This is a genomic window from Nocardia sp. NBC_01329 (assembly GCF_035956715.1).
Lineage (GTDB): Bacteria > Actinomycetota > Actinomycetes > Mycobacteriales > Mycobacteriaceae > Nocardia.
The window spans coordinates 2552494-2567318 of record NZ_CP108381.1 but is presented as its reverse complement, the minus strand read 5'-3'; the positions used below and the strand labels follow the sequence as shown (position 1 = coordinate 2567318).

At 68.6% G+C, this 14825-nt stretch carries 1 protein-coding gene (running past both ends of the window); it reads left to right on the top strand.

All 14825 nt of this window come from inside a single coding sequence — locus OG405_RS11715, LuxR C-terminal-related transcriptional regulator (protein ID WP_327151656.1), on the top strand. Of the gene's 100536 coding nucleotides, 43027 precede the window and 42684 follow it; the stretch shown corresponds to coding positions 43028-57852, spanning codon 14343 (partial) through codon 19284 (complete); the first complete codon in view begins at position 3. Both the start codon and the stop codon lie outside the window.

Here is a 14825-nt window from a genome sequence, read left to right as displayed (position 1 = left end):
CCGCCGCTCGGGACATCGGATACGACCTGCCGCAGCTACCGCTGTGGCGCGCGGTCGCGGTGGATGCCGAGGTGCCGGTGCGAACGGTCCTTTGCGTGCTCAAGGGCATCCCGCTGCCCGCGGAGACGGCGCGGCGGGTGCAGGAGGCCGCGCAGCAGCACGGATTGGGGTTGCCGCAGACCCCGGTGGTGGATCCGCACGCGCAGACCGACTCTTACCCGATGGCGACGGCGCAGGAAGTGGCTGCCGCGGCCGGAGTTACGGCCGAGACGGTGCGAGAGGTGGTGTCCCGGGCCGAGCCGGTGCGCGACCCGTCGCACCGTCGCGCGCTGGCCGCGGCCCTGCAACTGGGCTACTACCACCTGCCCGCCGGTATGCGCACCGCACGCGGGCAGGTGGAAGCCGTCGCCGCGGCGGCGGGGGTGGACGAGGCCACTGTCGCCCGGGTGCTCGACGGGCAGCTCTCGGTCGAAACCGGCGCCGGAGCTCGGGTTTTCGACGCGATCCAGGACCTGGTCGATCGGAGCGCGCCGCCGAACGAGGGGCTCGGCGTCATCGCCATGATCACTGGGCCGACGCGGTTCCACCTGCAATCCACGCCCGTTACCCCCGCCGGCCGTCCGCCCGCCGTGGTCGGCGACGGCGACACCGCGGCACCGGAGACCGAACTCACCGACGAGGCGGTGCGAGCGGTGTTGGCGGAGCTGCCCGAGGACAGCCGGATGCGGCAGCTGGCACAAGACGCCGGAGTGGACCCGGTGGCGGTCGTCCATTTGCTGGCCGACCGCGGCAGCAGGGTCGACGAGGACGTTGCGGCACGTGTCCGGGAGGTCGCGCAGAGCCGCAGCCGGATGCCGGGCCCGCGGACTCAAGCCGCGGTGGCGTGGGTGGCGGGCTGCTCTCCGGGCCGGGTCAGCAACGTGCGCAACGGAGACCGTGTAAGGCCGGAGCTGGAACGTAATATCCGAGCCGCGGCCCGGCTGGTCGGCTACACCCTGGTCGAACAGCCACCGTCGACGGTCGATCGCCGTCGCATGCTGCCCGGATTCGGCACCGTGATGACCGCTATCGCCATGCTGCCCTTGGCTTTGCTGGCACAGAAGGCCGACGGCAACAGCGGAAACCGCGGACCCACCCCGGACGGTGTCGGCGATGGTAGCGCCCGCCGCCGGACCACTCGGCCGTCCGCCATACCGAGGCAAGCATTGCCGTCCGATCCGGATATCTCCGCCGACGAGTCGGCCGGGACCATCCCGCGCCAGGGATCGCGACCGGATTCCTCGGTCGTCGAACCGGGCGCCGTGGATCCGGTGATCGCTGAACCGATCACCTTCGATGACGGCACTGCGGAACCTCCGCCCACACCGGACGACCCGGTGGCCGGCACTGTGACGCTGCCGTCCGACTCCAAGGCCAACGAGGTCGCCGCCCTGGCCGGAGTGTCGTGGCAGGCGGTCTTCGACCTGCTCGCCGGCAACGAGCTGGACCCCGGCCGAGAGGCGGCGATCCGCCGCGCGGCCGAAGAGCGCGGCTACACAGTGCCGTCGCCGAAGAACGGGTCGGCGGTGGCCTGGCTGGCGGGCGCCGACGACCCGGCGGTCAGCTTGGTGAAGAACGGCAAGATCGTGCGGCTGGGGGAGCAGCAGTGGCAGATCTACGTAGCGGCTCGCTTGGTGGGCTTCCCGCTGCCGCAACTGCCGTTGTGGACCTCGATCGCCGCTACCGCCGATGTCCCGGTCCGGATCGTGGTCGCCGCGGTCGACGGCTATCCGGTGGCGCCGGAAATGCTGTCCCGGGTCCAGGACGCCGCGCAGCGGCACGGCTTGTCACTGCCGCAGGCCATGGTCGCCTGGTCCGCGACGACCGAATTCAGGGTGACGGCCGAGCATATGCTGGCTGCCACCGGATCACCCGATACGACCCAGGTCGCCGCGGTGCTCGGCAAGCCGATCGTGGGTGACAGCCAGCGCGAACTGATGATCCTTTCCGCTGCGGTCCAATTGGGCTGGGCGGGAATGCCGGAGGCGCTGCAAGCGCTGCTGGACGCACCGGAGACTGTCGCCGTCGCAGCCGCGATGAGCGTCGACACCGTCGAGCGGGTGCTCGACGGGCGCATGTCGACTCGCTCCATGGCCGGGGCGAAAGTGCTCGACGTGATCAGGCGGAAGGCCTATCCGGGCCGCGCCACCCGCAGTGGATTCGGTGTCGTGCTCGGCCTGCCGCCGTCGATCCCCGGCCGAGGCCGGGGTGTTGCCGGCTCGATACCAGTGTTGCCGGACGTTGTCGGCAATGGTGACACGGCAGCCGAACCTGATGTGGCCGAGCAAACGCGTCGCGTCCTGTTGACCACGGCGCAGGGCGGAGACCGGGAATCGTTGCGCCGATTCCGCGCCCGGCACGACACAGCGGTGCTGTCGTGGCTGGAAGCGGAGGTGGACGACAAGGATCTGGCGGGTCGGCTCCGGGAGCGGGTGTTCGACCGGGTCGTGGCCGGCGCGCTGCCGCACGGGGAGAGCGTCAGCGCCTGGCTGGGCAACCAGATCGGCCAGGTGGTGGCCGAGCACAAGCGGTGGCAGACGTTCACCGAGCGGACCTGGGCGGCGTTCGTCCGTCGTGCTCCGCGCTCCGAGATCCAGCTCGCGAGCACGCCGGAGGTGCCGTTCGAGCCCACCACGGCGCGGCTGCCGGGTGGTCCGCTGGCCGGTGTCGCACCGGAAATACTGCGGACCGCGCTGGCGCAACTGCCCCCGGCGCAGCGCTGGATTCTGCGGCAGCGGTTCGAACACGGGCGGGAACTGGGCGCGATCGCCGCCGCCGCGAAGCATCCGGTGCGGCAGCTGACGATCCTGGAGCGGCGGGCCACCCAGGCATTCGTCGCCGAGGTCCGGATACTGTCGGATCCGTACGCGCTGATGCGGGATGCCGGCCGGGTGGAACTCGTCGGTGCCGGTAGCGAACAAGCGATGCCCGGCTTCACCGGAGTCGATTCGCACCCCGAACAGGTGGCCCGCCGAATCGCTGACCGACTCCACGAGGACTTCCGGGAGTCGTGCCGCGAATCCGAGAACCGACTCACCCCGCAGTTGCGGATGCCGGACGGCACACAGGTCTCGGGCGTCGGCCCGGGCAGCGGGCAGATCGATATCGCGAACATGTCGTTCGCGGAGCTGCCGCACTATTGGCAGCAGGAGTATCTGCGCCCGGCCCGGACGGCGTTGCGGGTGGCGTTGGAAGCGCATACCGCGGGCATGGACCTGTCCGCGCCGTTGGCGATCGAATCCGTTGCCACCCGGATACAGGAATCCTGGGTGCACGACGAGGTCTTCGCGTCGCGGCGCAGCCCCGAACCCCGCCGCACCGACACCACTGCTGAACCTGCGGACATGCGCCCGTTCGAAGGGTTGACCGTCGGCGAGGATCTACCGGCAGCCGAACGTGCGAAGAGTCTGGCCGTTGCCGAGCTCGCCGCCGAAGAGATCGCGCGCCCCCGAATACTGGACAATGCCGCCTGGCGACAGCACCGCGAGCAGGTGCTCGACGGAGTTGCCGCGCTGATGCACTGGAACGGCTGGATCGACAAGGAGAGCACGCCGGCCGCCGTGGCATTGATAGAGAAGGCGGTGGACGCGGTCTTCGTCCACACTCCACGGGCGCGGGTGACGGTTCGGCCGCAGGTGCAGGGAACCCCGGGGGGTCGGGAGGTGCGGGTCGATGTCGGCGTCACCGGGGCCCAGTTGTCCGATGAGTCGATGGCGGCGGCCACCAGGGAATTGGCGCAGACAGCGCAACGATGGCAGCTGAATTCCAGCGCCGACGGTGACACCTTCCGGTTCGAGTTCTTCGAGCGGCCCGCCGCTGGCCGGACCGCGCCGCACAACGAGCGCGCTCAACTTCTCGTCGGGGTCGGCCCCGACGTGCGGGAAGCCGACGTCGCGAAGGTTCGGGCTTGGCTGGTCGAGCTGTTGGAAAAGCACAGGTGGCCGGAAGACAAGATCGAGGACGCCCGTCGCGCCCTGTCCGAATGGGGCGGCAATGCGTTGAACCACACCGACGGACCTGTATTGATCCGGGCCACCGTCATCGGCATACCGGGGAACGTCCGGTGGCCCGGTCGTGTGCTGGTCGAAGCCCTCGACGCCAGCACGAAGTTCCCGCCACTGATGCCGGCCGGGACGAAACCGCCGGAGCAGAGCCAACTCGCCGCGTTGGCCGAGGATGCCGGCTCCGACGAGATCATGGAAAATTTCCTGGCCAGCTTCGGTCTGGATGAGGACACGGACCTCGAAGGCGATAGCCTCCTGGCCGGTATCGATCTCTCGCCGGTAGCCGGCGATCTCGCGGAGGAGAGCGCGGACTCGAATTCGGCCGGCGTGGCGGAAAGCGGCGAGAACCGAAAGTTCGAGCGGAACCGGGGCCGGCTCGTCGTCCGCGAAACGGTGGACCGGCTGGGTGGATATCCGCTCGCCCCGGGCGAAAACGCTCCGTACCGCAAGGTGATCTGGTTCAGCGTCTTCCGACCGGGCGTCCCGGATCACGACGTACCGCTCGGCCCGGCGGAACCCGATATCCACGGCACCCGTGCGCTACTGGCCGGGATCACCGATATCGACGCCGACACCCGCGCCGCAGCAGTGGCTGCGACCGACGCGGTGCTGGATGCCGGCTTCGGTGCGCTGCACCTTGCCGACGAAGTACGCACCGAACGCGACGACGCCGGGCACATCGTGCACCGGGTGGACCTGTCCACCAGCACCGACGTGGCAGAGACGAGCGTGCGGCTGGTGGCATCCGAACCGCCGGTGGTGGAGGTCTCCACTCGGCTCAGAGCCCGTCTGCCGGAGCGTGTCACCGCGCTCGAGCAGTCGATCCGTCGACTGACCCGGAACTGGGTGACTCCACCGCAGGCGGCCGAAGCCGCGATGGAGAAGGTCGCTCGGTACCTTCTCACCACGGCCACCGAGACCGCCGGGCAAGCCCACGTCACGATATCGGGGGAGCCCGGCCACCGGACCTTGACCGTGTGGGTCAGAACGGGTCTGAACTTCGTCGGGTTGACAATGACCGAGGCCGACGGAGACGTTACCGACTCCGACCCGGCCACGGCGCCATCAGAACTGGACCGGCTCGAGGCCGAGGCGTCGGTCCGCAACATCCGGTTCGGCGCGGATTTCGCGGAACTGCTGGCTGCGCCGGTGCCGTCGGCGTCGGACGATGCGGTGCGACCCGGCCCGGTAGGTGAGCACGCCAAGGTTTGCGGTCACGAAGTGCAGCTGCAGTTCGCGCAGCTGCTCGGCCGATCCCGGATCGACCCGGCGCCGCTGACGGCTCGGCTCGAGCTGGACGGTATGACCGACGGAACCTATGCCGACGGCTTGGCCGCCGGCTGGCGTAGGCGACCGTTCGGCCGGGGCGTCGCCGGGTTGGCCGCGGCACTGACCGCGGTGCGCGAAGGCGGCCGGGGCGCGATCGCGGGCGTGATCGACCACGGTGCGATCGGTGCGCACGCCTTCGCCGTCATGCGGGTCAACCAGGCGTTGGCCGACGCCTACCCACAGCTGCGGGTAGGCGAAGTGGTGGTGTTCGACAACGCCGACCCGGAAGCCCTCCGCAACGGCGGCTGGATCATCGGCGGCGAGGCGATCGCCGCCTGGATGCACCGGGCGGCCGCCGGTACGAACCCTGCGATCAGGGGTATCGAATTCGACGAGAAGCTGGACCCGGTCGTTGCGCTGGAAGAACGCCCGACGATCGGTCTGGCCGGCCTGATCGGCGCGCCGCCGGAAACGCTGCGCCTGGCAGAGCTGACTCGAAGGCAGCGGGCTGCCGCAGTGGAGCTCGACAGGCTACGGCGCGGTTATCGGCACGCTGTGCAGATTCTCGGGTCGGGTGACGTGCCGGTGGACGAGGTGCTGCGGCGGCTGGCAGCCGAGCCGGACCTGATCCCCGACGACGATCAGCGGTCTGTCGTGACCGATCAGATCCGGCGCTACGGCTACGCGGTCGACGCTCGTCACCGGTTGGACGTGGTGAGCGCTCGATACACCACCGCGTTGGTGGCGCGGGCAGCGCAGGCCGCCGTAGCGCGGAGGCTGGCAGCGCAAGTGGGTGTCGCGGTGCCCGATACCGACCGGCGCATCCGGCGGCTGGCCGCGCGGGCGGGCCGGTCCGAACGCAACGGCCAGCCAGGCGCGACGCAGCTGCGGGAACTCGCCGCCGTCGCGACCCGACTGCGCGAGTCCGATACACAGGCCCGCAGGCTGGAGAAAGAACTGGCTGCCGGATTGAAGGATCCCGGCGTGCTCCCCACTGACCTCGACATCGACGACGCGTCGCGTGGTGTGGGTGTCAGGGACGGCGCAACGGCTTTGCAGTCGATCGTCGACATCTACGGCTACGCGGCGGCGGATGTCATCGAGCGCCGGGTCCGGGGTGCCCTGTCCGATACGGTGCTGCAAACGCAGTCCCGTGGCAGGCTCCTGCGCGTGCCCGGGCCGAACACCCTGGCCGAGATGTTGCTCGGGTCGGGCTCGAAAGCGTCGGCGCTGGTGGTCGAGGTGCAACCCGATGGCCTGACCGTCCGCTATGTCGTGACCAACAAGGACGGGACGCTGGTCAAGGTCGCGCGCGATCTCGGGGAGGTCTCCGAATTCGAGACCGAAACCGACTACCGTTCACCCAGTTACAGCGCGAAATTCGACAGCACTCGGATGTATGCCGTCCTCTACGATTCGGTCGGCGAACCGGTGCACCCGAACGACGGCGCGCATCCGGTGCTTCCGCAATCCGAAAGCCTGCCGGATTGGGGCGGACGGTTCGCCCACACCCAGTGGCTGTATCTCATATCGGTCGATCGCGGACAACTGCTCGCGGAAGCTGAGGCCGCCGCGGCAGACATCGGTCGCCAGTTGGATCTGTTCGATCCGGCAGTGCGCGCATCCACGCTGCGCGAGCTCGAGTCGACCGCTTCGTCCGATACCGTCGGCCCGCGATACGCACTGCGGACCGCGCTGCACAACCACCAGCGGCTGACCGAAGAGCTCGACCGATTGCATCAACTGAACGCCCAGCGGTTGCAGGAGTCGCTGACCCACCACCGTCTCCGGTCCGACTTCCTGCTCCGGGCTGCCGAACTCGATCTCGACCCGGCGAGCGTGCACCGCCGAACTGCCGGTTTGGCAGAGTTCCTCCTGCTGCGGGGCGGGCACGGTCTCGATGCGGACAGTGCGCGACGCGCCGCTGCCGAGTTCGTGCAGCTCGACATCGCGATGTCGGAGGCGGAAGCCCGTGTGGTGCAGTTGGACCGGGAGATCTTCGACGCCGTGCAATACCGGGCAGAAACCGCCCCGCGCTCGTTGCCCAGCTTCTGCATGCCCGCCGCGGTCATGGTAGCCAAGGCGCTGACCGGTAATCCAGACATCCGCTTGCTGGAACGGGCCGGCGGTGCCACAACCGGTATCGAGTTGGCAGCGGCCTTGGCCGCAGAACAGTGGAGTTTTCCCGACCACACAGCCGTCGCGCAAATGCTGACCGACCTCGGGCCGGGCGCCCTGATGGTGGTCTCCGATTCCTATCCGGAGCAAGCAGGTCTTCCGGACGGTCACACCTACGTGGTCACCAACAACGACGGCCGCATCGTGGTCATCGACTGGAACGGTGTTGTCGTCCATGATTTCCCGCCGCAACAGCAGTCGAAGGTGCTGTTCACGCTGGCGACAGTCTTCGATGCCACGGGGCAGGCTCGTGATCCGATGCCCGAGGCGAAGCGGGAGATCCTCGAGACTTTCGTGCCGAGGTTCGAGGAAAAGCGTGCGGTGCACCAGAGCTTGATGCGCCGGATCGAATCGCTGCTCGCCGGTCTCGTCGTCGTTCCGGGTTACCGCTACACGACCGCTGCTGGGGCGGCCGATCTGCTCGCGCAACTGCGCGCTGCGCCGGAGAACCGGGACAGTCGACCGCTGATCGACCAGGTGCAGGAGCTGGTGCGCGGGAATCTCGACGTAGTCCGGGAGCTGGACGAGTTGGGTGTGGAGCTTACTGAGGCGGTGACGGCTTTCGGTATCGCACGGGACCAGGACGCCGGCGCCCGGGCAGTCGCCGATGACCTGCCCGTATCGGCGGAGGTGCTGGTGCGCCGGGTGCTGGAACGGGCCGGGCTGGCGTATGTCTCGGACATGGTGGCCGGCCGAGACCTGGACCACGCTCGGGCGCAGGCGTTGGTCAACCGGCAACTCTGGTCGGATTCCAGCGTGGACGAGAAGCGGGCGCTGCGGATACTGCATCCGGATGTCATCGGTGAGGCGGAGGGCATTCCGTGGCAGGTGCGCGATGAGGTGAACCGGGCGGAGTTGGCGCGGCTGCGGGAGTGGGCCGGTACGAAGGACCGATTCGACCTGCACTACGAGATCTATCTCGCGTTGTTGCGTGCCGAGCAGCGGGCCGCTCAGCTGGGCGCACATCCGGCTGTATCGCTGTTGCGGTTCCCGCGTTCCACGGATTCCGACAGGGGGCGGACGGTGCTCGGATTCGGGGCGGAACACGCCGCCGATCTGATCGTCGAGGTGCCGAGAACTGCTGCGAATCACATGGGTGCGGTATCCAGCGCCGGGATCGAAGCGTTGAGGTTCTTCAGCGACGAGCGCGCAAGCGAATCGCCGAAGACTGTGCTCTCGGTGGTACGCATCGACTCCGGCAGTGTCGCCCGAGGCACTGCCGACCTGGTCCGAGCCGACGGCGAGGACCTGGCCCGGCGGGTCGTGGCCATGAATGCGGTGTGGCATGTGGAGAACGCTGCCGCCGACGCGTCCGCACGCCGGGCGGCGGATACGCGGCGGGTCGAGCTGATCGGCAGTCCCGAAGTGCTGGCGGCCGCGGCGGCCGATGATCGCTTGGCCGGGGAAGTCCAGCGCATCGTGCCCGACCAGATGGAAACAGAAGCGTTCGATCCTGTTGCGCAGCGAGCGTTGTTCGATGCGCCTTCCTCGATCGACGCGGCCGCGCGAGCGTTGGCCGAAGACGACGAATCGCTGATCGGGAATCCGGCCCTCACACCGCGTGATATCGCCCGGCAGTGGGCGCAATGGGATGAGGAAAGGCGCACGGCGTTCACCACCACCTGGCCGGAAATGGTCGCGGCGGTGGACGGCATCGTCGGGTCCCACCGTGCGGCAGCGGTGCTGCGCGCGCTGGAATTCGAGCTGGGTGATCTGCGGTTGCAGCGCGAACTGGCCGACCCCGACCTGCCCGACCAGCGCGACGGCCGGTTAGCGCGCCTGGAAGCGTTCGTGGCCACCATGGCCCGTGCCCGATACTGGGCGCAGCCGGGCGGCGATCTGCAGCCGCTGGCACTGCCGTTGGGAGACCCGGATTCGGCGGACCGGGCGTCGGTGGCGTTCGGCGACACCGGTTCGGCCATGAAGATCACGGTTTTCGTATCTGCGGAGGAACCGACACCGGCGGCGCTGCAGGTGGGGATGGACGGGGCCCGCAGCTACCATGTGGCCCACAGCTACCTGGACTCGGCCCATGCGGTGGTCACCTGGCACGGTACGGACCCGCAGCGGTTGGCTACGGACCTGGCAAGTCTGGCAGAGGCCCGTGCGCAGAATGCGCCGACTGCGGGGTTGCCGGAGATCCGAGTCGTTGCTGTCGGCGATGCGGATGTGTTCGTGCGCCGGGTACTGGCCGATGAGGTACCGGCCGATTACGGGATCCGATACGAGGGGCAGCCGCCGGCTGGGTTGCCGGATATCGCTGCGGTCGAGGGAAATTCGGTGTCCCCGCATACCGCAGCCCCTATCGCACCCGTCGTGCCCGCACTGTCCGAACCGATCGAGACGCTGAACCGGCTGCGCCGGGATTTCGCGGCGGAATATTATCGGAAGGCCGAGCAGTTGGTCTCTCGGATCGCCGGGGAAGGCGCGAGCTACCTCCCCGAGGGTCTGAACCCGGCACAGCTTCTGGAACCGGACTCGGTCGAGCGGATGGAGTGGGACGCCCGGGCCGAGGAGGCCGAACAGGAGCTGTTCAGCCGACTGGATGAGGGCCGCCGCGACGACAGGGAAGAAGACGAGTGGTTCGGCCAATCGGATTGGGACGCCCTGGTCGCTGCCGCCGAAGAGGGGCGGTTCCCGACTCCCGATATGGGCGGTTCGGGAAATACGGTCGATGATGCGCAGTGGCTCGCCGACCTGATCGACTCGGACGATCCGGAGGTCGCCGCGGCGGCGCGGCGGCGCTACTTCTTCGTGCGCGGCCAGCAGGAGATCGACGCGGTCGTAGCTTCCCGAGATCCTCTCCTGTGGAGCGATCGGCTCGAAGATCTGTTGCACCAGCGGGATATCCAGCAGGAACACGGGCCGGCCTCGATCGGTGACCTCGCCGGATTGGTCGAGCAGATCGGCTTGCTCGACCAGGTTGCTCGTTCATTGTGGGAGTTGCGCGACGGCTCCTGGCCGGCCGACGATGCGGAACTCGACCGGGAGGCGCAGATCCTCTTCCGCCGCCAGCAGCTCGAGGGCATGTTGTATGTGGTGGTCAACAAGGTCGGCCAGCAAACGCCCGTTTCGGTCGGATCCGGCCCGGCTCTGTCCTGGGCCCACCACGAAAGCCGCCTGCACGGCGTCGAAAGACTGGTCACCCTGCGTCGCCGGGTCGCCGCGCAGCAGGTAACGCTCGAGCGGCAATACAGGCTACTGAGCCTCGAACACCGCACCCGGTTCCCCGAAGACAACGACCAGCAGCTGGGCGAGCTGGAAGTATTGCGTGCCCTGCATGCCGATACCGAGCCGGGTGGTCCCGGCCGGACCGGTTTCGACCCGGCTCGGCGGCATCGGGGGCTGGGGCGCCTGTTGGAACTCGCCGAAACCCACCGGGCACTGGACGATCTCGCCGACCGGCTGACCCTGCGCGCCGACGCGCTGGAATCGACGGCCGAACTGCGGTTGCAGGCTCAGCGGACTGTGGCGACCCGCGCCGGGAAACTGCGCCTCGCGGCCGGCTTGGACCGGCCGCCGAACGACGTGGACGGCGCTGCGGCAGTGCTCGCCCGATTGCGTGGTCAACAGGAGTCGGTGGGCCAGGAACTGCTGGAACAACTCGGCCCCGACGGGGCAGAGCTCGGCCTCTCCGAGGAGAGCCTGAGCGCCGACCGGGTGCAGGAGCTGATGCACCGAGGGAAACTGCCACAACGCGCTGAGTTCTCGGCGGATCTGTATGTCTGGTTGCGTGGATCGATCGTGGCCGCCGCGGCATTCCATGCCGGTGTGGTCGAAGTCGACCGGCTGGACCGGGAACTGGCCGCTCAGCTGGCCGACGTAGCAACCGTATCCGTCGACCCTCTCGCCGATCCGGCGGTCCGCGACGTCGCCGACTACGAACGCCCGATTTCCGGGGCGCAGTCCCTGGCGGGCGCCACGCCGAAGATCTGCGCCCCGCTGGTGCAGGGTGTTATTCATGCGGTGGTAGACGACGCCGTTGCCGCCCGGATGCGCCCGGCGTCGGTCGACAACGCGACAATCCGCGCCCGGGGCATGTCGGACCTGGCTTTCGCCGCTGGATTGGATGCGGATTTCCGCACCGAACCGATCGGGGTAGGCGCGGCTGGTTTGGCTGCGGCGGTGGCGGAAGTCCGTGGCGGTAACCATGCGGTGGCGGGTGTGATCAACCGTGGCCGGTTCGGCGATCATGCGTTTGCCCTGGTCAGAGTGACGGAGAAGCTGCTCGTCGAGAGCCCGGAGCTGACCGACCGGGTCGAGATCGGCAAGCTGGTACTGCACGACGACGGCTACCCGGGTGCGTTCGAAGGTCGTTGGATCATCGGCGACGCAGACATCGATGCGTGGGCGGTGGCCGCGGGCGCCGATATGGGCGATGTGGACGTGATCGTGTTCGCCGGCCCGCGCGACCCGGAGATCCCGCTGCACGGCCGCCGGCCGCTCGGGTTGGCGGAGCGTCGCTTGATCGGCGTCCGCCCGGACGACGAATTCCCGGACTCCGCGGAGCGACGCAGCCCACAAGCGTGGGAGCTGGCAAGAAGCATATGCGGCTGGCTCATGGTCGATCCTCGGTTGCTCACCCAGGATCGACTGCGACAGGTGATCGATGTCGTCGGGGCGCAGTTGCGGCAATTCGATCGGCAGGACTGGAGCAATCTCGTCGCAATAGGGCGGCCGGACCGCCTGGCGGGGTGGGTCGCTCGCCGTATCCAGCACGAATACCGGATGACCGTCGAGCTGTCCGCGGGAGAAGCTCGAACTGCTGCGACCGAGGCGTCGGACCGGGAACTCGCGGCGATCCTGGGGCGCGCCGAACTGCACCCGGTATCAGTCGATGACCGCGACGGTGACTTTTCGGCCGAGCTGCTGGACTTCGAGCGGCGGACATCGCGGTCCAGTGGATTCCAGATGTTCCTGGACACGGCACAGCAGTTCCTGGGCTTGGACCTGTCCGGATTCCAGCCGCCGGCCGGCGAGGGCTCGACCGTTGTGGAGGAAGCGGCCCCTGACGTGGGTCGTGCGACCCGGGTCACCGAACGAGACATCGCGTTGGTGGCCGGTGTGGATCAGAACACGGTCGCCGAGGTGCTGCGGAACAAGCCGGTCGAGCTCGACAGGCACAGTAGGTGGCGCGTACGGCTGGTCGCCGAACGGCTCGGATACACCGCGGTCGCGGAAGTCGCCGGCATCCGTCGTCCGGAGCAGGAAGCCGACGGTGATCCCGGCGCCGCCGCCGTCATGCCGGTGGTGTCGAACTCCACCTTCGCGGCGTTGTCTCCGCAGGCCCGACATGCCGTCGGCCTGGCCGAAATAAACGAGGACGCACTACGTTTCGCCGGTGCCGAAAACGCACGGCGGTACGCAGACACCCTCCGGGGTCCAGCGTTCGCCTCGCTCGACGCCGAGCAGAAGCGTCAGCTCATATCGGCCTGGGACGGCGGCAACACCGATTCCTTCAACGGATTCTCCGTTCCCAACGCGGTGCTCGCCACCTCGGTGGATCAGCGACCGCCCGGCGACCCTGCATTGCCACTGATCAACACGGTCGACGCCCTCGTCGCGGCACAGCCGCTCGAGCAGGACCTGATCCTGGTGCTGCAACTGCGTGCGGGCGACGACCTCGATCCCGCGCAGCCCTGGACGATGCGTGGTGCCCACCTACACCAGGTCGGCTACACCACCGGCGAGATGATGGAAGCCGCCGGGGACCGGTTGCGGGACACAGACCTGCTGTTCTTGCGGGTGCCCGCGGGCACTCATGTGCTGTGGCATCCCGAACGCAAACAGTTCGTGCTGCAACGCAACCTCGACATCACCGTGACCCGCGTGAGTCACGACGGCGACCGGTTCGTCGGCTACGGGGTCGCCGCCCCGCTGCCGGTCGAACCGGTCGACGAGACCGTGCCGGACTCCGGGCCCGGGTCACCCTACGATGTCCTGCCCCCCAGGTCCGAAGTCGATTCGCTGGCGCGGCATCTGAGCAATGCCGAGGGCAAAGACTGTGCGACTCAAGTGGAGCTGGCAGCCGAGATCCGATTGGGCGCCCACGCCACCAAGATCGAACCGGTGTTCGTCGAGCCGGGTATGGATGGTCAGACCGATGAGGAGTACGCGACCGCGCTGCGTGCCGGGTGGAACGAACGGGCCTACGGATACGGTGCCGCAGGTCTGAAAACAGCGGTGAACCTGGTGCGCATCCATCATGCGAGCATGGTTGCCGGGCTGGTCGAAGTTCTCCAGCCGGTCACCGAAGCCGGGATTACAACAGTCCGTCAGGTCGGCCACCACGCCATCGGGATCATGAGAGTCACCGATGTCCTGGCGGCCGCCTACCCGGTGTTGCGCGACCAGGTAGGCGAGCTGGCGGTGTTGGACACCGCTGACCCGCAGGCCGTACATACCTGGATCGTCGGCGACGAAGCGGTAGACGCGTGGGTGCAACGCGCCGGAGCCGGTGCGGGCCGCGTGGACGGCATCGAATTCGATGCCGACGAAGAACCGGTCGTGCAGTTCAGTCGACGTACCTCCCGGCTGTTCCCCGCAGGGGAAGAACACTCGATCAGTGGACGAGCGAACCCGGGCGACGGAGATACGGGCGTTCCGCACCACACCGCACCGAGGGGGCAAGCTGATCCCGCGCCCGGCGCGAAGGAGGGGTATCCGCCCGAGGACCCCGGGCTGCCTGCTCGGCCATCGGCAGCGCCGGTAGCGGACCACCGCGCGGACGCGCCCTGGGCCGCCCCGGCTGCCGTGGCCGGCGTCGGCGCGGGGCCGTCCTCGGGGCATCGGACCGAACTCGTGGTGCATGCGGAAGGCGGTGCGCGTGGTCGGGATCAAGCGACCGCGCGTGCGTGGGATTGGATGGCCGGAAAGCTGCCGGATTGGCCCTCGGCGCGGGTCGACGACGCGGGTCTGGTGCTTGTCGATTTGCTCGGGCATGTACTGGGGCGAGGCCGCCCGGCTCTGCTGGCGGTGGACGTAGCGGGTGCGCGGCACGACCGGGTGTTGCGAGTGACGGTGCAGGACGTCGACGGTGGGCCGCTGCCCGAGGGCGTGTTCGACGACCCAGTGGTGACGGCGTCCGGTGTCGGCCTGGTGCCCGACCATGCGGAGCGGGCGGTCTGGTTCGAGGTCCGGGAGCTGCCCGAGCTCCCGCCGCAGCTCGGCGCGGCGATCGCGCAGGTGCCCCATGTGCGGTTGTCGACCCCGAGCGGGGAGCCGGCGATCGCGGTGGAAGGTCGCGCGATTCTTCCGATGGTCGAGGCCCTCGCCCCGTTCGATCACCTCGGTCGTCCCGTCAGGGTGGCAGTGGACACTCTCGGGTGGAGTGTG